Source organism: Acidobacteriota bacterium (assembly GCA_020349885.1).
Classification (GTDB): Bacteria; Acidobacteriota.
Genome location: CP070701.1, coordinates 497,948 through 519,039 on the forward strand (window position 1 = coordinate 497,948; position 21,092 = coordinate 519,039).

Sequence of the window (21,092 nt, forward strand, 5' to 3'; positions counted from 1 at the left end):
GCAACGGAGGGGTACTCCTGGTCGTTTGCCGCCGTGGAGACGGCAATGCCTGTGGGGTCGAGCACTGTTCCATCCGAGGCCACGCGCGCCCCGTAGATGTCATTAGGGCCTTCATCTTCCCAAACAACGAAATAGTCCGTCCCGTTCGAGGCCACGGAGGGATACACTTGCCAGTCCGCCGCCGTGGAGACGGCGATGCCTCCCGTCTCAGGCGGGCCGTCAAGGAGCAAGCCATCGGACGCCCGCAACCGCGCCCCGTAGATGTCAGACCATGTCGTGCCCCAGTTCCGTCCGTCCTCCCACGCGACGTAATCGTCCGTTCCGTTCGAGGCTGCCGAGGGTTCGTACTGGCCGCCGGACGCCGTGGAGACGGGGATACCTCCCGTATCCGGCGGGCCGTCTAGGAGCAAGCCATCGGATGCCCGCACCCGTGCCCCATAGATGTCGGGGCCACCACCGTTTCGACGGTCTTCCCACACCACAAAATAGTCCGTCCCGTTCGAAGCAACGGAGGGGTACTCCTGGTCGTTTGCCGCCGTGGAGACGGCAATGCCTGTGGGGTCGAGCACTGTTCCATCCGAGGCCACGCGCGTTCCGTAGATGTCCCAGTCCGTCCCGCTTCGGTCGTCATGCCACGCGACGAAATAGTCCGTTCCGTTTGAAGCCACGGAGGGATACTGCTGGTCGTTTGCCGCCGTGGAGATGGCGATGCCCGAGGGGTCGAGCACCGTCCCATCCGGGGCCACGCGCGTTCCGTAGATGTTGTTGCCGTTATCCCACGCGACGAAATAGTCCGTTCCGTTCGAAGCTGCCGAGGGGTTCCTCGGGTTGCCCGCCGCCGTATAGATGGGGATACCCATGGGGTCGAGCATCGTCCCATCCGAGGCCACGCGCGCCCCGTAGATGTCCCCGCCCGTGCCGCTTCGGTTGTCCCGCCACGCGACGAAATAGTCCGTCCCGTTCGAGGCCACCGAGGGAGACGACTGGTTGCCTGACGCCGGGCCAATCACCGCATTCGAATCCACCAGAAACTCCGGCCCCACCGTAGGGTCGATCAGGATGGGGTATTGGGCGTTTTCAAGAAACTCGTGCGGTACCTCGAACAGAATCTCGTGATCGGCTGCAAGTGAAGGCCGAATTCTTTCCAGACGCCCCGCGCTGTCCACCACGGTTACGTTGGATAAGGTTACTTGACCTTCCTCTCGCCAGGCCGGAAATACCAGCCCTTCATCATGCACCTCCGGCTCGCCCACAGCCCGGATCGCAACACGCACGCGCAACGCCGAAGCATCGGGGCTGAGCGGTTCGTCGATCGTCCAGTAGATTTCCATCCCTTCCTCACCGCGGTTTCGCACGAAAGGCGTAACGCCGTCGCGTGCTTCTCCCCGAAGCAGGCCGGGCGCGTGCTCCTCCAGGCGGTTTTTTCCAAACACCGTCCGCGTGACGCCTCCCCGCTCGAAGCTCACCGAAAGTATCTCTAAATCAGGTTTTTCCTTATTTCCTTGCGCGAAATACCTCAGCCCGTCCTCGCCAAACTCCGCCTGGAAGCGCGGCGTCTCATGAAGGAAAGCATTCCCTTTGGAAACAAAAGGACGCTCGCCCCTCGTTTCGGCGCGGAATCCTTGCTTGGGGGGTTCTTCGGGAAGGCCGCGGTTTTTCCTTACCGTGCGGATGACTTCGTTCAGGTCGAAGGGGACGTTTGCTATCTCGACTTCGCCGCCGACGCGCGGCGGGCCTTTCCCTGGGGATGCGGGCGCTTCACCTCCCCATACGGCCGAGGCAGCCGCGAGCGTGAAGCCAATCCAAGTTGCCGCTCCTTTCATTCCCGGTCTCCTTTTTACACACCATTATAGAATTCGCCGTCTCGGCAAGTCAACCGCGGCTTCCCTTACACTACCTCTGCGCTCCCTCGGATTTGCAGCTTCGGCGAAGTTAAGCTATCCTAATGCCTTCGATACACGAGAGACTTTGTTATGGCGCGACACTGTGAAATCTGCGGCAAGGGCATACTCACGGGCATGAACGTGAGCAAGTCTAACAACCGCACGCACCGCCGCTGGCTCCCTAACCTCCAGCGCGTGCGCGCGAAGGTGGACGGGCGCACGAAGCGCATACGCGTGTGCACCCGGTGCCTGCGCGCCGGCAGAGTCGAAAAAGCCTCCTAAACGGATTGACCCCTGTGCGCCGCGAGGCGCACGGGTGTTATTTCTTCGCCCCGGCCTCCTTGAGGAGCTCCACAATCCTGGTATAGCCTCCCCCTTGCGCCCGCTTCAGGGCGGTCCGGCCGTCCTTGGCCTTTCCCTTCAAGTCCGCCCCCGCCTCGAGTAAGGCCTCTACCGACTCGATCTGGCCGTACTCCGCCGCCAGCATCAGGGCGGTCCGGCCTTCCTTGTCCCTTTCGTTCAGGTCCGCGCCCGCCTCAATGAGAGCCGTTACCGCCTGGATGCGGTCCATCCTTATCGCCATCAGCAGGGCGGTCCAGCCGTCATTGTCCCTCTCGTTCAGGTCCGCGCCCGCCTCGATGAGAGCCTCTATCGCCTCGATGCGGGTCACCTTTACCGTCAACAGCAGGGCAGTCACGCCCTCCCTGTCCTTCTCGTTCAAGTCCGCACCCGCATCAATGAGAGCCTTTACCGCCTCGACGCTGCCCTCCTTTGCCGCAAACATCAGGGCGGTCCAGTTTCTTTGGTCCTTCTCGTTCAAATCCGCTCCCGCATCAATGAAAATCTTTGTCGCCTCGACGTAGCCCTCCCTCACCGTCGTCATCAGGGCGGTCCAGCCTCTTTGGTCTCTCTCGTTCAAGTCCGCGCCCGCCGCGATGAGGGCATTCATCACCTCGATGTTGTTATCCTGTGCCGCCGCTATCAGGGCCGTCCGGCCTCTTTTATCCGTCTCGTTCAAGTCCGCGCCCGCCGCGATGAGGATCTTCGCCGCCTCGCTGTAACCTTCCATTACCGCCAATATCAGGGCGGTCCGGCCGTCCCGGCTCATCTCGTTCAAGGCCGCGCCCGCCCTGATGAGGGCTTCTACCAACTCGATGTGGTTCTCCCTTACCGCCAATATCAGGGCGGTCCTGCCTCCTTTGTCCGTCTCGTTCAACTGCGGGCCGGACGCCTCGATGAGGACCTTTGCCACCTCTATGTGGCCCTCCTCTATCGCCACCATCAGGGCGGTCCTGCCGGACCGGTCCTTCACGTTCACTTTTTCGCCTGCAGAAAGCAGGGCCTTTACCTTCTCGACGTCGCCCTCCCGTGCCGCCGACGACAGGGCCCCCCCGCGGCCACCCCGCGGCGCCGAGAAGGCGGTTTCCGACGCGTGGACGACAAGCAAGAGGGCCAGGAGCAGGCACGTTCCTTTTTCCATAGATTCCATTTTACCACTCATTGACCGAACTCGACAACGGCCGGCCGCTACGACCGGTAGCCGTTCGTGATGGGAACGCGCCTTCCGATGCCGAAGGCCCTGGGGGTAACCTTGAGTCCGGGGGGGGCCTGGCGGCGCTTGTACTCGTTCCGGCGGATGCGGTTGAGGACCCGCCGCACGAGGGCGCGCTCGTAGCCCATGGCGGCAATCTCGCCCACGCCTTTGCCGTCCTCGACGTAGGCGTCCACGATGGGCACGAGCGTTGCGTAGGGCGGAAGCGAGTCCTCGTCCTTCTGCCCGGCCGCAAGCTCCGCCGTGGGCGCCCTGGTCAACACGCGGCGCGGAATGACGGGCCTCCTCAGGCGGCCCTTGCGGGCGTTGCGCCAGCGCGCGAGGCGGTAGACCTCTAGCTTGTTCAGGTCGGAGATGGCGGCGAGGCCGCCCGTCATGTCGCCGTAGAGCGTGCAGTAGCCCATGGCGAGCTCCGTCTTGTTGCCCGTGGAGAGGACCAGGGCGCCGCGGTCGTTTGCGATCTGCATGAGAATTTTTCCGCGCTCCCGCGCCTGGAGATTCTCGTCCGTGACGCGGCGCCGCAAGCCGCCGAAGACCGCGCCGTACTGCCGTCGGTTCAACTCGACCGTCTCCTCTATGGAGAGCGTGGCGGTGCGGATCTTGAGGTTCCGCGCGAGCGCCCGCGCGTCCTCGACGCTCGCGCGCGACGTGAAGCGCGAGGGCATGAGAACGCCGAGGACGTTCCGGGGGCCTAGGGCGTCCGCCGCAAGGCAGGCGACGAGCGACGAGTCGACGCCGCCGCTCAGCCCGAGCACCACCTCGCGGAAACCGTTCTTGCGCACGTAGTCGCGGACGCCCATGACCAGGGCGCGGTAGAGCTTCTCGGCGCGCGGCGCCGGGCGGGGCCTGATGGGGCGCAGGCGCCCGGTGTCCACCACGAGCATGTCTTCCTCGAAGGCGGAGCCCAGGGCGCAGAGGCGGCCCTTGCCGTCGAGCGCAAAGCTCCGCCCGTCGAAAAGGATCTCGTCCTGCCCCCCCACCAGATTCACGTAAAGGTAGGGCACACCGAAGCGCCGGCTCTTGGCGCGCGCGAGGCGCGTGCGAGCGGCCAGCTTCCCGAGGTGAAAGGGCGAGGCCGAAATGTTCACGAAGAATTCCGCGCCCTCGCGCGCGAGGACGTCCGCCACCTTGAGCTGCGCTTCCCGGTCCCAGAGGTCTTCGCAGATGTGGACGCCGAGGAGGTTTTTGCCCGACCGGACCGGCTCCGGGTGCGGGCCGGGGGAGAAGTAACGCTTCTCGTCGAAGACGTCGTAGTTGGGAAGAATGCATTTGCGGCGCACGGCGACGATGCGCCCGCCGGTGGCGACGGCCGCGGCGTTGTAGAGGCGGCCGCGCGCCTCCTCGACGAAGCCGAATATCGCCGTCTCCCCGCGCGTCGCCCGCGCCGCCCGCCGCGCCGCCCGGAGGTTCGCCCGGACGAAGTCGCGGCCGAGCAGAAGGTCCTGCGGCGGATAGCCCGTCACCGCAAGCTCCGGAAAGGCCGCCACTTTCACCCCGCGCTTCCGCGCGCGGGAGAGCCCCTCCTCTATGAGGCGCACGTTTTTCTCGAAGTCCCCCACCGTCGGGTTGCACTGCAGGAGCGCGATTTTCATAACACTCCATTATACAAAGAAGCGCCTCCCCGCGCCGAAAACGGCGGGCGCGCGCCCCGCGTTTTGGCATCGACGCCCCTTTTCCCGTATTATGGACATCTCAGCCGTATCACACGGCTTCGACGTATGAACAGCGCCTTATGAAATGCCCTTACTGCGGCCACCGGGACGACCGGGTCATCGACTCGCGCGAGACGCGCGCGGGAGAGGCCACGCGCCGTAGGCGGGAGTGCCTCTCGTGCAAGCGGCGCTATACGACCTACGAGCACCTCGAGGAGATCGCCTACATGGTCGTCAAAAAGGACTCCCGCCGCGAGCGCTTCAACCGCAAAAAGCTGATGGAGGGACTCCTCAAGGCCTGCGAGAAGCGCCCAGTCGAGACGCGTGCCATCGAGGCCATCGCGGACGACGTCGAGGCGATGCTCTCGGAGCGCGTGGACCGCGAGGTGCGGGCGCAGGAGGTCGGCGCGTTCGTCATGGGGCGCCTGCAAGAGCTCGACAAGGTGGCCTACGTGCGCTTCGCCTCGGTCTACAAGGACTTCCAGGACCCGGAGGAATTCGTGAAGGAAATTCATGGAATCCTCTCGGACCGCGAGGCGGAGCGGACGGACGGCCGCGCCGATTCGCGAAAGAAGACGACGCGCCGCGCGCCAAAGAGCAGGAATCCGGGCGAGCCATGACCGCTTCCTACGACCCCAAGACCGTTGAGCCCAAGTGGCAGCGGCGCTGGGAGGATTCCCACGCGCACACGCCCGATCTGGCGGACGCGTCGGACAAGCTCTATTGCCTCGTCATGTTCAGCTACCCGTCGGGCGAAAAGCTCCACATCGGGCACTGGTACAACTACGGCCCCACGGACACCTGGGCGCGCTTCAAGCGCATGCAGGGGCGGAGAATTTTCGAGCCCATGGGGTTCGACGCCTTCGGCCTTCCCGCCGAAAACCACGCCATCAAGACGGGGAGCCACCCGAAGGATTTGACGGAGGAAAACACGGCCACCATGGAGCGGCAGATTCAAACTATCGGCGCCATGTACGACTGGACGCGCAAGGTGGACACCTCGAAGCCCGACTACTACCGGTGGACGCAGTGGGTTTTCTTAAAACTCCACGAACGCGGCCTCGCCTACAGGAAACTCGCCCCCGTGAACTGGTGCCCCTCGTGCCGGACCGTGCTCGCGAACGAGCAGGTGCAGGGCGGCGTCTGTGAGCGGTGCGAGAGCGAGGCCACGAAGAAGGACCTGGAGCAGTGGTTTTTCAAGATTACGGACCACGCGGAGCGTCTTTTGAAGGGGCTCGACACGCTCGACTGGCCGGAGAAGACGCTCGTGATGCAGCGCAACTGGATCGGCCGGAGCGAGGGCGCGAACCTCGTCTTCGACCTCGAGGGGCACGACGAGACGCTCACCGTCTTTACGACGCGCGCCGACACGCTCTTCGGCGCGACCTACATGGTGCTCGCGCCGGAGCACCCGTTCGTGGACGGGATAACGACCGGCGAGAACCGCGCCGCCGTCGAGGCCTACCGCGAGCAGGCGCGCCGCACGAGCGAGATCGACCGCACGTCGGCCGAGCGCGAAAAAACCGGCGTCTTCACGGGAGCCTACGCCCGGAACCCCGTCAACGGCGAGACGATTCCCGTGTGGATCGCCGACTACGTCCTGATGGGCTACGGCACGGGCGCCATCATGGCCGTGCCCGCGCACGACGAGCGCGACTTCGAGTTCGCCAAGCAGTTCAACCTGCCCATCCGCCAGGTCATCCGCCCGGAAGACGGGGCCTGGGACATGGAAGCGCAGGGCGCCTTCGTCGAGAGCGGCGTCATGATGAACTCGAAAGAATTCGACGGCATGCCGTCGGAGAAGGGGGGCAAGGCCGTGGTGGCCAAGCTGGGCCGCCGGAAGCGCGGCGAGGAGACCGTCCATTACCGGCTGCGGGACTGGCTCATCTCGCGCCAGCGCTACTGGGGCGCGCCCATTCCTATGCTTTATTGCGAGGCGTGCGGCATCGTGCCCGAGAAGGAGGAGAACCTGCCCGTGCTTCTTCCCTACGAGGTCGACCTCTCGAAATCGCGCTCGGAGAAGTCGCCGCTCGCGTTCGCGCCGTCGTTCGTTGCGGCGAAGTGCCCCGCCTGCGGCGGCGAGGCGAGGCGCGAGGTCGACACGATGGACACGTTCGTCGATTCGTCGTGGTACTTCCTGCGCTACATATCTCCGGACCTCGGGGAAAAGCCCTGGGACGACGGGCTCGCGAAGACGTGGCTTCCCGTTGACATGTACGTGGGCGGCGCCGAGCACGCGTGCATGCATCTTCTGTACGCGCGCTTCATCACGATGGCGCTCCACGACGCGGGGCTTGTGCCGTTCGAGGAGCCGTTTTCGTGCCTCCGCCACCAGGGCGTCATCACGAACCAGGGCGCGAAGATGTCCAAGTCGCGCGGCAACGTCATCGCGCCCGAGCCGTACCTGGAAAAGTACGGCTCGGACGTGTTCCGCATGTTCCTGATGTTCATGGGCCCCTATTCCGACGGCGGCGACTGGAGCGACAGCGGCATCCACGGCATCGCCCGCTTCCGCGACCGCGTGTGGCGGCTCTTTGACGCGGAGTGCGCGCGGAAGGAGCGCCCCGCGGAAACCGGCGCCGCGCTCCGCAGGGAATTTTTGAGAATCCTGCACCTGACCATCCGCGAGGTGACGGGGGACCTGGAAAAATTCCACTTCAACACCGCGCTCAGCCGCCTGATGGAATTTTCGAATTTCCTGCAGGGCTCCGCGGAAAAACTTTCCGAGCCGGACGCGAGGGAAGCGCTCAAAATTTTTTCGCAGCTCCTCGCGCCCTTCGCGCCGCACATGGGGGAGGAGCTGTGGGAGCGGTTTATAACCTCACCCTCCGCCCCCCTTTCTCGCGGGGAAAAAGGTACGAGCGTCTTCGACTGCGGCTGGCCGGGCTACGACCCGAAGCGGATCGAGACGGAGGAAATTTCCGTCGTCGTGCAGGTGAACGGCCGGAAGCGCGGCGAGATCTCGGTGCCGAAGGACGCCCCGGAGGAGCAGGTCAAGGAAAAAGCCCTCGCGGACGAGAACGTCGCGCGGCACGTTCCCGACGCCGGGAAAATCGCCCGCGCCGTCTACGTGCCGGGGCGGCTGGTTAATTTCGTGGTGAAATAGAAGGCCAGGGGGGGGGAGGCGAACCGAAGCCCCTTTTCCGGGGCGCATTCCTAAGAGCACGCCTCCGGGCGCGGCCTCACACCAAATAGCAGACGGCGAAGCCTATCTGCGCCACGGTCATCTGGAGGTACATGTGCTTCCACGAGACGTGGTTCGACTCGGTGGCGAGCGCCTCGGGCCGGCGCAGGATGAGGTAGGCGATGTAGACGCCGTAGAGCGCAAGCAGAAGCCCGGCGGCGCCCAGCCCCGCCGCGTGGCCGCGCAGAACGTCCGTGGCCACTCCGATGGGGAAAAGCAGGAACGGGAACACGAGGAACGGCGCGGTCATCCAGGCCGCTGCCCTGACGCCGAAGCGGATGGGAATCGTGATGCACCCTTGCGCCTTGTCGCCTTCCATGTCGGAAAAATCCTTCGTCGTCGCCGCGCCCAGGATGAACAGCCCGAAAACGATTCCCAGAAACCACGGCTCCCCGTCCCGCACGGTGGCGACCGCGGACCATCCGGAGACGGGCAGGAGAAGCCCGCGCGGGAGCGCTATGGTGAGGTTCGCTAAAAGACCCCAGCGCTTCGTGCGAAACGGCGGCCCCGAGTAGGCGTAGACGAGGAGCGACGCCGCGAGCACGATGAGGAAACATTCGCGCCCCCCTTCCGGCGGGTGCGCGAGCCACGCGAGCCAGAGGGAGAGCGCGAAGAAGACGGCGGCGAAGAGCCACGCGGCGCGGAGTGATATCGTTCCCGCGGGCAGGGGGCGCGTGGGTTTGTTGACGGCGTCTATTTTCAGGTCGAAAATCTGGTTGACGGTGTTCGAGGCCACGTTCAGCGTGGCCGCCATGACGGCGCCCAGGACGAGGGGGACGACGCGTTCTTTCTCGAGCGAAAGGCCGTGCGCCCCGAACGCCGCGAGCCCCGCCGCCCAGAACCCCACGAAGGGCGCAATGAGCGTGAAGGGGCGCGAGAGCTCGAAGTAGAGGCGGAGACGTTCCATGGGGTTATATGGGGGCTTACAAGATTGCAACGCCTAGGGCATACGCGATCGCCGCGCCCACGGCGGTGTTTACGAAGTTCAAGAATTCGTTGTCCACTCGCTCCCGGGGCAGCCGCTCGCCGAGGAGGCTCTCGAGCACCGCGCCGCCGAAGGCCCCGCCGAACACGGCCGCGACGCCCGCGCCGGGAATGAGCCCGACGAGCCACGCGAAGCCCGCGAGGAGAAGAGCGCCCGCCGCGCCGGCCGCCGTGCCCTCGAGCGAGACGGCGCCCTCGGTCCCGGGCGCGACGACGCGCCACCTCGTTAGCAGGACGGGCGTGCGGCCGAGGGCCTGCCCGATCTCCGTGCCGAGCGTGTCGAAGAGCGCCGTGGCGAACGAGGCGACGAGGGCTATCTTCCAGAGCGCGCTCTCGTCGGGCGAGAAAACCGTCGCGGCCGCGCAGAGCGAGAGCCACACCCCGACGCCGCAGTTGGCGAGCGCGTGCTTCGCGCCGCGCCTCCCGCCTCGCTCCTGTGCGACACCCACCGCGGCCTTGCGGGCGTAGCCGAAGCGGGTCGCGGCCGTCGCGAGGGCGAAAAACGCGAGGAGCGTCAGGAATCCCCGCCAGCCCGCGGCGGCGTAAACGATGATTCCCAGAATCCATCCGCCGAGCCATCCGCTCCGGCTCACGAGCCGAAGTGCGCGGGCGAGCACCGCCACGACGCCCACCGCGACGACGCCCTCGAGAAAGGGATGGACGAACACGCGCAAAAACTCCCACGAAAACGCCGAAGCGTCCACGGCGGAATCGAGGCTGTAGAAGAAGAGTGCCGCCGCTATGGGCACCACGATGTTGTCGTCAAGTCCCGAGGGGTAGCTTTCCACAAAGGCCGCGACCGCCGCCGTCGCGGCCACGAACAGCCACGTCGCGCCGCTCCACGGCGTCCACCGGCCCTCGGCCACGTAGGCGTAGAGGACGCCGCTTGAGAGCGTGCCGAAAAGCCAGAACGCCGCGAACCCGCTCCAGCGTTTTTCGAAGTTCCAGGGAACGGCGGGTCCGCCCACGAGCAGCCCCGCGAGCGTCGCGGCCCCGTCCCCGAACGCCATCATGCCGAACGCCACGGCCACGACCTCGAGACGATTCGGAAACAGGAGGCACAGGAGGCCGAGCGAGAGGGGGTAGGCGTACATGCCCACGGGAAAGCCGTGCTCCTCCGGCCGCTCGAGGCGCCGCGCCGTGAGCCGCGGAAGGACGTAATAGCTGAAAAAGAATCCGCCCAGGCAGGCCGCCGCGGCGCCCCACCACGGAAGGTGCGCCAGAAGGAGGGCGGAGGCGCCCAGGCCGATGTGCAAAATTTTTCGGAGAAATTCTCCGGCCGTCATCTCGGGGCCTCGCCCGGAACGCCGCGGGAAGATTCTTTCGCTTTTCTCGGAGGCGGTCTCATAATTCCTTATCTACTTTGACTCGATGGAGCGGCTGGAGCAAGCGAAAACGGAAGGTCGTGGGCGTCGCGCAGCCACTCGAGCGTCCGCCGCAGCCCTTCCTCGAAGGGCGTCACGCGATAGTCGAGCTCGCGCCGGGCGCGCGCGCTCTCATAGGCCCATTCATGCCGGAAAATTTCCACCACCGACGGAACCAGGTCGGGCGGCTTCTTGAATATCTCGGCCCGCGCCCACTTGGCGTAGCCGACCAGGTCGGCCAGGAAATATGGGATGCGCCGCGGAGGCTTGCGGCCCGTCCACGCCTTCACCAGGCGAAACACCTCGGCAAGCGTCCGGTTCTCGCCGCCCAGGATGTAACGCCCGCCCGCCGCGCCGCGCTCCATCGCCCGGAGCATCCCTTCCACCACGTCCTCGACGTAGGCGCAGCACCAGCGCCTGTCGCCCGGGCCGACGATGCCCGGAAGTTTTTTCCGGAAAAAGCGCAGGAGGATTCCTCCCAGGAGATTGGCGTCCGTCATGGGGCCGGGGCCGTAGATCACGCCCGGATAGACGCTTCGGAGGTCGAGGCCGTCGCGCACGGCCTGGCGCGCAAGCGCCTCGGCAATGAACTTGGTGCGCTCGTAGCCTCCGCGGGGGCGGTGCTCCGAAGGGTAGGGCGTCTCTTCGTCCGCCGTCTTCCCGTCCGTGGGACCCAGCGCCATGAACGACGACGTGTAGAGCACCCGCTCGACGCCGCGGGCTCGCGCGTAGCGCAGGAGGTGCGCGAAGCCCTCGACGTTGACCCGGTCGAAGAGCGCTTCGTCCTTGACCCACACCTTGACGAGCGACGCGCAGTGGAACACGCGGGAGACGCCCTCGAGGGCGGCGTCGATGGTCATGGGCTCCAGCATGTCGCCGCGCACCACTTCGACGTTTCGGGAAAAATCGGCCCGCGCGGGGTCGCGCACCATGGCGCGCACGGGCACGTCGCCGCGCGCCGCCAGCTTCTCCAGCAGGCGCCGCCCGAGGAAGCCCGTGCCGCCGGTGACGAGGATTTTTTTCATCGGTCGCGCGCTCCTCTCGTTCTCAAATGCTCAGGATTCGCCCCACGTCCTTGAGCTCGATGATGAGGCGGTATTCGAGGTCGTCTAAGATGCCCAGGCGCTTTTGGATGACGTCGAAAATGAACGTCGAGCACTGGTTTTGGTAGCGGAAGCTGTGGCGCTGGTGCTGGAGCACCTTGCGCTCGATGTCGTAATTCATTTCGCTCTGGAGCGTCAAACGCTTGTCCAGAAAACGCACGCCCGCGTTCGCGCGCACCTGCTGGCTCGTGGTGGTTTCGGTCATCACGGAGCGCGACATGCTCCAGGTGAGACTCGCATGGCTTCCGCGGGGGCTGTCAAGCCGGCTCGTGAGCTGGGCGCTTGGAAAGTCCTGATTCATATGGTCGTACACCGTGCCCGCGTCCAAGCCCACATGGGGCAGCGGATAGAAGCGGAAGCCGATATTCACGGGGCCGAAGTAGCTTTTTTCAACTTCCATTGCGTTTTCATAGCGCCTGCTCAGGTAGCGCTCGCTGTTGAGAGAGTACTCTTGCCGGAGAGAGAGCTTCGCAATTTCCGCGGGTGACCCCGAGCCGCCCCGTGGTTTGCCGTAGAAATACTGTATCAGGCTGTAGGAGAGCTTGTGGTTGAAGACGGAGAGCGAGTCGTAGGTGTCAAAGCGCGGGATCGGGGTCGGGTTCTTGCCGGCGATGTCCTCATCGCGGGCATGGTAGGCATAATTGACCTGCGGCTCGATGACATGCTTAAAGCGGGAAAAATACCCCTTTTGTCTCTCCGCAAAGATTTTCTCGAAGCGCGGCCCCAGGATCTGCGTCTCCCCCTGCCAGTAGCGATGGGTGAGCGACTCTTCCACGAGGTGCCGTGAATCGTTCGGGTCCACGGAATGCGTGTAGTAGGTGCCGAAGCCGCGCAGCCGGAAATTCATGCTGAGCCAGGGGCCCGGCTGAAACGGAAGCGATAGCACGGGGCGGAATACGAAGCGCTCGTAGTCCCAGACAATTTCGGTGAGAGGATCAAGCTCGTCTATCAAGGTGTCTCCGTCGTTGTCAGCGCCGTCGGCGCAATTGGTCTCGTCTGTGAAGCCGTCCCCGTCGTCGTCAATACCGTTGGAACAGTCGATGTCGTCACAATCGGCACAGGGGCGGTTAAGGATGGGCGTGGTCTTGTCGAGGGAGGTGCCGAAGACCTCGAAGGAAAGGAAAAGGGGAGCGTTCTTCCAAAGCGGCGTGAGGCGGCGCCGGAGCGACAGCTCCGGAAGGCGCAGGAGCACCATGGCGTCGTCGTCGGAAAGAAAGTTGGCCTCCCGCTCCGCGAGGGTGTTGAGCGAGTAAGTTTTCCATGTCCGCGAGTAGAACATGCGCGACGTGAGGCGGCGCGTCGAAATGGTATCTAGAAAATATTCGAAGTTCCGGTAGTAACTGAGGCTGCTCGCAAGCTCGCCTTCCACGCGGAAGAACCCGCCCCACGGCTGCGCGTTGTATTCCAGGCGCGCGAAGTGGCGGTGGTGTCCCGTGTCTGCGTCTTCGAAGATGTAGCCGTCGAACATTCCCCTGCTGCGGGGACCCGTCAGGAAGCGGAACTCGAGTCCCCCGCCTTGGCCGAAGTATTCGAAATAGTCGTAGGTGATGGTCGCGTCCGTGCTCCGCCCGAGCACCCAGTAGAATTGATTGCGGATCGAGAATCCCTTGACCTCGGAATAATTCGGTTCGGGGATAAGAAAGCCCGACGTGCGTTCCCGCTTGATGGGCCATACCCAATAGGGAATGTAAAACACGGGGGCCCCGCGCGCCGTGAGGCGCAGGTTGCGGAAGCGGGCGTAGCCTTCGAGCTTGACCTTGGCCCGGGAGGAGCGAATGCCCCAGTAGGGCGTGGGCTGGTTACAGGTCGTGTAGAAGCCCTTGTAGAGGATGAAGCGATCGCGCGAGAGCATCTTGACGCGGTCACCCACAAACAGATACGTCGGCTCGTCGAACGCCACCGCGCCGTAGACGTTGCCCGTGCCGTCCTTGAGATTCATCTCCAGAAAGTCGCCGGTAATCTTTTGGGGTCCCTCAAACAGGACGACGTTGCCCTCGGCCCCGACGACGTGTGTCTCGCGGTTGAACGTGACGCGGTCGGCCTGGAGGCGCATGGAGCCGTAGGCGAGGTAGACGTTCCCCTCCGCAACCAGCTCGTCCCCGATCTGCTCCTGGGAGGCGGCTTCGAGCGTCCACTCGGCCTCCTCGGGCGGCAATAGTTCCGGTGCTTTTTCCCCGGGACGGGCAAGGAAGGTTCCGCTTGGGAAAAGAAGGAGCGCGCTCGAAACAGCCAGTGCGCGAGCCAGTGAGTGCATGGGCGTAGCGTAGCACGACGGCGCAGAAAGGCGCAAGAAACCTAATCCCGGTACGGGAAAAGAAGGTTAGAAAACAAGGCCTTACGGGACAGAGGTTTTCCATCCACAAGCACATTGATAGCGTGGCACGGGCACCCATTTCTATGTCGGGATCGGGGGAGGCCCCGCGTCCCTTGCAATGTGCCTCGGGGGATGCTTATACTACGAAACCCATGGCCGAGAAGAAAGCACTGCGGGAAGCTTACGGAGAAACTCTTACCGAATTGGGGGCGAAGGATCCCCGCGTCGTCGCCCTGGACGCCGACCTCTCCGGCTCGACGAAGACGGCCGTTTTCGGAAAAAAATTTCCCGAGCGCTTCTTCAACCTGGGGATTTCCGAGCAGGACATGATGGTGACGGCCTGCGGGCTGGCCGCCACGGGGAAGATCCCCTTCGTCTCGTCGTTCGCCGTCTTCGCCACGGGACGCGCCTGGGAGCAGATGCGCAACTCGGTGGCGCTCACGGGCCTCAACGTCAAGATCGTGGCCACCCATGCCGGCATCACGGTGGGGGAGGACGGCAAGTCGCACCAGGCTCTCGAGGACCTGGCCGTCACGCGCGTGCTTCCCGGCATGACCGTTATCGCGCCGGCCGATGCCGTGGAGACGAAGAAGGCCATCGTGGCCGTCTACGAGCACGTGGGACCGTGCTACGTGCGCCTGGCGAGGGAAAAATTTCCAGTCCACTACGACGATTCCTATCCGTTCGAGATCGGCCGCGCCCACCGGGCCCGCGATGGACGCGACGTGACGTTCGTCGCCGTCGGCGTCTGCTTTCATCTGGCGCTCGAAGCGGCGGAGCTCCTTCAGAAGAAGGGCGTCTCCGCTCGCGTCGTCAACATGTCCACCGTCAAACCGCTCGACGAGGGCGAGCTGGCGGCCGCCGCGCGCGAAACGGGCGCCGTCGTCACGGCGGAGGAGCACAACGTCATCGGAGGCCTGGGGAGCGCCGTCTGCGAGGCGCTTTCTTCGAAATACCCCGTTCCCGTGGAGCGCGTGGGGATGCAGGACGAGTTCGGCGTGTCCGGGAACGCCTGGACTCTTCTCGAACACTACGGCTTCACGCCCGAAAACCTTGCAAAGGCGGCCGAGAAAGCCATCGCGCGCAAACGGGAGCGCGCGTGAGTCCATCGCGGCGAACGCAATCATTTCTCTTCGGGAAATCGCCTTGAGCCATTAGGAAAACCGTTTCGGGAACCGGAACGGGAGGCGGTTTAAGCAAGGTAGGGGTGGAGCCGCGCGCCGATTTCCTCGTCGGAGATGTCTTCCTCGTCGTTCAGGCAATCGAGGAGCGCCGCGATCTCCTTCTTCGCCTCGGTTTTGGTTCGATCCCACAGAAAGCCGGAAAATATGGAGTCCGCCGAGAAGGCGCGTTCGATTTCCCTTTGGTGCTGGAATTCCTGCAGCTCCGTGTAGTACACGACGCGCGCCGTGAAGGGCGGCTGCGCCTCGCGGTAGATCTCGAACATCGTTTTCGCGGCGTCGAGGGGAAGGTTCTCCTCGGCCTCTACGTGCATTTCGCGGATCGGTGAAATTTTCATGTGCGCGTCTCAACACTGCGCCCGGCGGAAACCTTGGCGACCAGCTCCGCGGGCAGGGCTCCCTCGCGCCGGAGGGTTTCCTCTAGGTGCGCCCGGTATGCCTTCATGCGATCTTCCACGCGGCGCTTCGCTCGATTCTGGCGGACAAATTCCTCGTGGTACCGCTGGAGGAAATAGTGAATCGTCTCCACGCGGAGCTTGATGGAGCCCGTCGGTTTGTTCTCGTCTATGTCCTTGAAGGAAAAATACGGCGTTCCCGAATTTTCCACGATCTCCTCAATCACGGAATAAATGGGGGCATCGTGGCCGCACTTGAAGCTGGAGAACTCAATGGCCACGAGGTTGGGATGGCGCGCGACGAACTTCGCCGCCCATATCTTGCGGTTGGTATTCTCGCTGTAGGAGTTCTTCCAGCAGTCGGAGATATCAAGCGGATGGGCAATAACTCCTTGACGGACCTCATCGCCGAAAAGGCGCTCGAGAACGTCCTCGTCGATGGGAAGCGAGTCCTGCGAGAGGGTGGGGTAGCCGAGCTTCTGAAATTCGTCGGGAATCTCGTGGCAAACGCCGGGGTCGTTTTGATAGGGTCGGCCCAGAAAAACGATCCCGATCCGCTCTTCGCGTTCGAGTTCGTCGAGCACCTTACGTGCCGTCCTGCGCAGAGCCTCATTGAGGTGATCGAGCGCCCGGTAGCCGGCCTCGACCGCTCTGCGGTTCTCTTTCCGGGACAGGCCGAGGATGGGATTGAAGGCCTCGTACAACTGTTTTTCCAGAAGCCGCGGCTCGCTGAAGTTGAGAAGCGGCGTGAGATAGGAGACTTTCTTTTCGGCGAAGACATCATTTTCCTTGACAAACGCCGCGCGCACCGTCTCCGGCGTCTCTGCCACGGTCGTGCAGGCCCCCTGACGTTTATGCGTCCCCACAAGCTCCGTCGTGAGGGTGTAGATCATGGGAAAAAGGATGTAATCGAACGGCCGCTTGACATGCTTTGCAAGCAGATTGTGGATGTGCGCAATGCCGAGCTTACTGGGGAAGCACGGATCAATGGAGCCCCGGCGCGAACCTTCCTTGTACAGCTCGGATGAGGTGAAGTCGGAGAAGACGATGTTCCTGAAGTCCACGCCTAGGCTTTCGAGATAGGTTCGCAGGAAGGGGGCGTAGGAATACATATTGAGGACGCGGGGCATGCCAAAGCGGAGACGCTTCCGGTTGCGCATCAGCCCCGCGCGGCGTCTCTTGGCTTTTGTCAGCGCAACCGCTGGAACGGGATCGGCGATCACGGTGGGCGACGTGCTCTTCCAGGCCTCCGTAGCCGCCAGCGCCACCAAATTGGGGTTGGCATCTTTAAGTTTGTCCAGCCCCTTCTTGATTTCGCGCATGGCGTTGATGTCTTCCACTTCCCCTTTTTCACAGCTGGCGATGATCAGCCGCTTGGTGTCCGGCTTCTTCGGCGGCTCCGGGGCGGCCGGTTGCGCGACGGGGGCGGTCGTTTGGTAGTCGATGAACGTCCGGAGGCACTTGTTCTTGCAGAAATAGCAGCGTGTCGATTCGTCCCGCTTCGAGGCAAGCCGGATGTTGTTGACGGCATCCAGGCCGATAAACGGCGTCTCCGTTCCACGGGTCTGGACAACGCGCCGCGCTTCCAACGCAGCGCCGATGGCTCCGCTTTCCCCGCAAAATTGGTGGACGATGATGTCGATGTCCACGCCATCGTTCTTGCAGCGCTCCTTGAGAAAGTCGATCTGCGCCTTCACCGCGGCCGCGTTCCGCTGCGTGCCGCCTTGGAGGATAAATTTCTTTCCCAGCTTGGCCACGTTCGGAATCTGCGCTACATACAGCCAGATATTCTTGGGTAGCACGTTGGTCAGGCCCGCCATGATCTCTGCCGGAGTCCAGCCTTTCCGCTGGAAATCCACAATGTCGCTCTGCATAAAGACGGCGCAACCGTAGCCGAATTCCGGCATCCGCTTGGCCGTGAAGGCAAGATCGGCGTAGTCGGTGACCTTATAGCCGAATCCCGCCGCGGTGCTCTGGAGGAAGTAACCGTTTCCGGCCGAGCACTGGGTGTTGAGCTTGAAGTCCTTGACCTTCCCGTCGTGGAGCATGATGATTTTGATGTCCTGTCCCCCGACATCACAAATTACGTCGGCATCGCCGTAGTAATACAGCGCCGATTGGGTATGGGCGATGGTCTCGGCAATGCCCACGTCGGCGGCGAGAATTTCCCGCAGGATGTCTTTGGCGTAACCCGTGGTGCCCGCGCCGCGGATGCGCAGCGTCGCCCCGTGCTTCTCAATCTCCTCCCGCACGGCCGCCACGACCTCCATGGTGTCCTTAATGGGGTTGCCCTTGCTGAGTTGATAGGAAGCGGCGAGGAGTTCCGCGTCGGGGCTGAGCAGGACGGCTTTGGTGCTCGTGGAGCCTCCATCGACTCCCAAGTAAGCGTCCACCCTTTCCCCGGCTCCAAAGGTAGGCGCTTCAAACGGCGGCGGCGAATATTGTCGGATGAAGGCGGAAATATCTTCTCCTTCCTTCACCAATCCGCATATGCCCATATCCGCTTTCGCCTCGTCACGGCCGCCGTTGAGATGGGCGTCCAGGGCCGCAAATCCTTGGTAGACGCCGACATCGGGGTCTTCGTCCATGCCGAAGTAGGCCGCTCCCAGGGCCGCAAAGTACAGCGCGTTATCGGGCACCCGGATCAACTCCTCAATGGGCACGCCGTCGGGAACCTTGACGCCCCGCTCGGCCCACTGGCAGGGGATGTTCTCCTGCCAGCACTCCGCCATGCCCTTGATGTAGCTGTTTGGCCCCCCGAGCAGAAGCACCTCGGGCTGAAGGGTGTACCCTCGCGTCAGAACACTGAGGTTTTGTTGCACGATGGCTTCAAAAAGCGAGGCCATCAACTCATTTTCCGGCATGCCGGATTTCTGGAGCCCGTTGATGTCAATCTCGGCGAAGACGCCGCATTTGCCCGCAACGGGATGGAGCTTGAGCCCCGTGTGGCGCATCTCGCAGAGCCGCTCGGACGGAATGCCGAGCTTGGCGGAGATTTTGTCGATGACCATGCCGGTCCCGCCCGCGCACTTGTCGTTCATGGACGGGATTTTCTTTTTCCGGCCGTTCTCTTCGATCTCGCGGATCACGATGATCTTGGCATCCTGGCCGCCCAGCTCGATGACGGAGCGGGCGTTGGGAGAGTGGCGCTCGACCGCCAGGGAGATGGCGTTGACTTCATGCACGAACCTTGCACCAATAAACGGAGCGACCCCCGGGCTGCCGCTACCCGTGATAAACAGCCGCGTCCTGTGGGGGGCGATCCCGGCCTCCGATTCCATGCGTTTGAGGAATTCGAGGACTTTGGCTTGCTGCTCGGTTTCGTGGCGCTGGTAATCCTGCCAGACGAGTTTCTGCGTGGTCACATCCACGACGGCCGCCTTGACAGAGATGGATCCCACGTCGAGGCCGACAATTAGATCTCGCATGGTTTCGGGTGCCATGGCTCGGCTCTAGCTGGCGTACTCGCGCCGCATCAGGTTGCCCACGTAGTTGACGTAATTGGCCGCGCGCCCCACGATGCCTTTGGTGTGCGGGACGCGGACCAGCGGATGAGACAGCCCGGGGTGGTCCGCGATGTAGTCGCGGATCTGCTCCAGCGTAAAGCCTACGCCTTCGACCGCCCGGGCGAATTCTTCCTTGCAGATCGATTTTGCCTCCCCCAGGACCATCTGCACCCGGCTGTGCGCGTTGGCCACGCCCTCGCCGGAAGTTTCGATGGGCAGGTAAATCATCTTGCCGTAGTGGGAGGTGACCGCCGACTGGACACCGTCGCTTTGCGTGGAGGGCATGCAGCCGAAGGGCTTGAGCGACAGGACCATGTGGCATAGATCATTCTGGTGGTAGTAGATGTTCTTGGCGACTTCCAGGTGGCCTTCCCCGCCCTGGGAGCGGCTGTTGTAATAGCCGAGTGCCAGGTCGCGAAGGATGTCCTGGTTCCCCAGCGGATGGGCCGTGCCGCCCAACGCACGGCGGAGGCGGTCGTATTCGCTGGTCAGGAGATACTGGGCAAGGGCAAGCTTGGCGCTCTTGGCTTGTTCGGCCGTCCAGTACACAAGTTTCTCGTCCACCCGATACCAGGGTGTCGGGTTTTTTCCTTCTCGTATGCCGCTCCGATCCTCGATGAACTGCCTGGCGAGGAACAGCAGGTAACTCACCCAGGTGGCCACAGGCTCGACCAGAACCTCGGCACCTTCCTCCTCCAGGAAGCGGAACATATTGAAGTTGCCGTCCCCTTCCGTCGTCTGCGCCCAGAATTCGCCCGTGATTTTAACGAGTGGCTTGGGGCGCGTGTAGTCCACCTGGACGGCGTCCAATTTCTTCGCCGCCTCGCGGAAGGGGCCGACGTATTGCTCATCCCACAGTTGGCAGGCAAGTTTCGCCACCATCACCAGCAAACCCGGGACGTTGCCCTTGCGGGCTACCCAGTCATTCACCCGCCGCGTCAAGGGGCGGGACGGCGGATTGCGCATGGTCTCGGTGAGGTAGTCCATCACGCGGGCGAACACCTCGTCGGTCTGGCCGGGAGTCACCTCGTAGGGGCGGATGTGATAGCCGACTTCGTTGAGGAGATCCCCCATGTTGAGGGCGTTGAGGAAACCCAGGAAAAAGTCATAGTTGAATTCAACGCCGGCGTCCATTTCCGACTGATTGAGGCCGGCTTGTTGCTGAAAAAGCAAGACCCGGAAACCCTCAAAGCCGGAGTTGCGCAACGCCAGGCGAAATTCGGCCTCGTACATCCCGAACCGGCACGGGCCGCAGGCGCCCGCCGTCATGAACACATACTTGTCATTAATCTCTTCGGGGGACATGCCCTGCGCGCGCAGGTTTTGGAGATACCGCACGAGGTTGCCGACGGTGAAATAGGCCGGGTTGCACAGACCTTTGTTGCCAAGCTCCTTGCCGAGATGAAACGCCTTCGCGTCAGGGATCGGCAAGTTTTCAACCCGGTAGCCTAACCCCGTGAGGTGCCCCTTGATGAGGGCCTCGTGCTTGAGCGTGAGGCCGCCGAACAAAATCGTTGTGCGGTCCCGCTCCGCCCGCCTGAAAGGCCGCTCTTCGGGACGCTTGAAATGGCGGACCGGCTCGGTGCGCAACCCCTCTTCTGAGGCCAGGCGCCGGCGCTCCTGCTCCAGGAGCTGGTCTATGAGAGCTTCGGGATTCCGGGATGTCGGGAGCGAAGCGGTTCCGCGTTGCTGCATCAAGGCCCCCTTTTTCCGTTTTCCATTATAGGAGTCCTTACTGCCATGTTAGCTTAGAATTTCAGACGATTTTATTTTATAGCCTCTTAAATTCCGCTTGTCAAGTTAAAGATTAGTTCAATATATGCGCATAATATACGCATATTGCTCAAGTAAACCATTAAAAAGTCCTTACAATGTCGAGATTGTTTAGCGGCGGACGCCTGCGAGCCGGACGACGCGCGGCGGTACTTTCCCTATTGCGGCAGCCCCGGCACTATTATTGATACGGGGGTCATG

At 63.2% G+C, this 21,092-nt stretch carries 14 protein-coding genes; 4 read left to right on the top strand and 10 right to left on the bottom strand.

From position 1 onward, the window contains the following. A partial coding sequence (locus tag JSV08_02195) for a hypothetical protein (GenBank protein UCF81247.1) occupies nucleotides 1-1,823 on the bottom strand: 1,823 nt, incomplete at its 3' end. Between the two features lie 150 nt (nucleotides 1,824-1,973). Here JSV08_02195 and JSV08_02200 point away from each other — a divergent pair. After that, complete coding sequence (locus JSV08_02200; GenBank protein UCF81248.1) at nucleotides 1,974-2,165, top strand: 50S ribosomal protein L28; 192 nt, start codon at nucleotides 1,974-1,976, stop codon at nucleotides 2,163-2,165. A gap of 37 nt (nucleotides 2,166-2,202) precedes the next feature. Here JSV08_02200 and JSV08_02205 read toward each other — a convergent pair whose 3' ends face one another. Together JSV08_02205 and JSV08_02210 are read right to left on the bottom strand one after the other, a co-directional pair. Further along, a complete protein-coding gene (locus tag JSV08_02205) occupies nucleotides 2,203-3,363 on the bottom strand; it encodes an ankyrin repeat domain-containing protein (GenBank protein ID UCF81249.1) in 1,161 nt (386 codons plus the stop codon). 47 nt (nucleotides 3,364-3,410) lie between these two features. After that, a complete protein-coding gene (locus JSV08_02210; protein ID UCF81250.1) occupies nucleotides 3,411-5,027 on the bottom strand; it encodes an NAD+ synthase in 1,617 nt (538 codons plus the stop codon). 140 nt (nucleotides 5,028-5,167) lie between these two features. Here JSV08_02210 and nrdR point away from each other — a divergent pair, with 140 nt between their 5' ends. Next, on the top strand, nucleotides 5,168-5,707 hold the full coding sequence (gene nrdR, locus JSV08_02215) for a transcriptional repressor NrdR (protein UCF81251.1): 540 nt from the start codon (nucleotides 5,168-5,170) through the stop codon (nucleotides 5,705-5,707). Continuing rightward, nucleotides 5,704-8,193, top strand: coding sequence for a leucine--tRNA ligase (locus JSV08_02220; protein ID UCF81252.1), 2,490 nt, complete (start codon nucleotides 5,704-5,706; stop codon nucleotides 8,191-8,193). The genes nrdR and JSV08_02220 overlap by 4 nt, the downstream gene beginning before the upstream one ends. 76 nt (nucleotides 8,194-8,269) lie before the next feature. Here JSV08_02220 and JSV08_02225 read toward each other — a convergent pair whose 3' ends face one another. The 4 genes from JSV08_02225 to JSV08_02240 form a co-directional block, all read right to left on the bottom strand. Beyond that, nucleotides 8,270-9,178: a UbiA family prenyltransferase gene (locus JSV08_02225; protein UCF81253.1), complete on the bottom strand. Its 909-nt coding sequence runs from the start codon at nucleotides 9,176-9,178 to the stop codon at nucleotides 8,270-8,272. A gap of 16 nt (nucleotides 9,179-9,194) precedes the next feature. Next, nucleotides 9,195-10,541 carry a DUF92 domain-containing protein gene (locus JSV08_02230; protein UCF81254.1) on the bottom strand — a complete coding sequence of 449 codons (1,347 nt, stop codon included), beginning with the start codon at nucleotides 10,539-10,541 and terminating at the stop codon, nucleotides 9,195-9,197. Nucleotides 10,542-10,609: 68 nt separating this feature from the next. Beyond that, a complete protein-coding gene (locus JSV08_02235) occupies nucleotides 10,610-11,644 on the bottom strand; it encodes an NAD-dependent epimerase/dehydratase family protein (protein ID UCF81255.1) in 1,035 nt (344 codons plus the stop codon). Between the two features lie 22 nt (nucleotides 11,645-11,666). Next, nucleotides 11,667-13,976: an LPS-assembly protein LptD gene (locus JSV08_02240; protein ID UCF81256.1), complete on the bottom strand. Its 2,310-nt coding sequence runs from the start codon at nucleotides 13,974-13,976 to the stop codon at nucleotides 11,667-11,669. 212 nt (nucleotides 13,977-14,188) lie between these two features. Here JSV08_02240 and JSV08_02245 point away from each other — a divergent pair, with 212 nt between their 5' ends. Further along, nucleotides 14,189-15,139 (top strand): transketolase family protein, encoded by a 951-nt coding sequence (locus JSV08_02245; GenBank protein UCF81257.1) that lies wholly within the window; start codon nucleotides 14,189-14,191, stop codon nucleotides 15,137-15,139. Nucleotides 15,140-15,228: 89 nt separating this feature from the next. Here JSV08_02245 and JSV08_02250 read toward each other — a convergent pair whose 3' ends face one another. From JSV08_02250 to JSV08_02260, 3 genes are read right to left on the bottom strand one after another with little or no spacing between them, the layout of a single operon-like run. Continuing rightward, complete coding sequence (locus tag JSV08_02250) at nucleotides 15,229-15,555, bottom strand: hypothetical protein (protein UCF81258.1); 327 nt, start codon at nucleotides 15,553-15,555, stop codon at nucleotides 15,229-15,231. After that, nucleotides 15,552-19,040, bottom strand: a complete 3,489-nt coding sequence (locus tag JSV08_02255; GenBank protein ID UCF81259.1) for a CoA activase — start codon at nucleotides 19,038-19,040, stop codon at nucleotides 15,552-15,554. Before JSV08_02255 ends, JSV08_02250 begins: the two co-directional genes overlap by 4 nt. Before the next feature lie 24 nt (nucleotides 19,041-19,064). Continuing rightward, nucleotides 19,065-20,708: an activator of (R)-2-hydroxyglutaryl-CoA dehydratase gene (locus JSV08_02260; protein ID UCF81820.1), complete on the bottom strand. Its 1,644-nt coding sequence runs from the start codon at nucleotides 20,706-20,708 to the stop codon at nucleotides 19,065-19,067. Nucleotides 20,709-21,092 lie beyond the last annotated feature (384 nt).

Excerpts from the sequence above, each read along its gene's own strand:
- nrdR (UCF81251.1), top strand. The coding sequence starts at position 5,168 with ATGAAATGCCCTTACTGCGGCCACCGGGACGACCGGGTCATCGACTCG.
- JSV08_02230 (UCF81254.1), bottom strand. The coding sequence starts at position 10,541 with ATGACGGCCGGAGAATTTCTCCGAAAAATTTTGCACATCGGCCTGGGC.
- JSV08_02240 (UCF81256.1), bottom strand. The coding sequence starts at position 13,976 with ATGCACTCACTGGCTCGCGCACTGGCTGTTTCGAGCGCGCTCCTTCTT.
- JSV08_02245 (UCF81257.1), top strand. The coding sequence starts at position 14,189 with ATGGCCGAGAAGAAAGCACTGCGGGAAGCTTACGGAGAAACTCTTACC.
- JSV08_02225 (UCF81253.1), bottom strand. The coding sequence starts at position 9,178 with ATGGAACGTCTCCGCCTCTACTTCGAGCTCTCGCGCCCCTTCACGCTC.
- JSV08_02210 (UCF81250.1), bottom strand. The coding sequence starts at position 5,027 with ATGAAAATCGCGCTCCTGCAGTGCAACCCGACGGTGGGGGACTTCGAG.
- JSV08_02235 (UCF81255.1), bottom strand. The coding sequence starts at position 11,644 with ATGAAAAAAATCCTCGTCACCGGCGGCACGGGCTTCCTCGGGCGGCGC.
- JSV08_02255 (UCF81259.1), bottom strand. The coding sequence starts at position 19,040 with ATGCGAGATCTAATTGTCGGCCTCGACGTGGGATCCATCTCTGTCAAG.
- JSV08_02205 (UCF81249.1), bottom strand. The coding sequence starts at position 3,363 with ATGGAAAAAGGAACGTGCCTGCTCCTGGCCCTCTTGCTTGTCGTCCAC.
- JSV08_02200 (UCF81248.1), top strand. The coding sequence starts at position 1,974 with ATGGCGCGACACTGTGAAATCTGCGGCAAGGGCATACTCACGGGCATG.
- JSV08_02220 (UCF81252.1), top strand. The coding sequence starts at position 5,704 with ATGACCGCTTCCTACGACCCCAAGACCGTTGAGCCCAAGTGGCAGCGG.
- JSV08_02250 (UCF81258.1), bottom strand. The coding sequence starts at position 15,555 with ATGAAAATTTCACCGATCCGCGAAATGCACGTAGAGGCCGAGGAGAAC.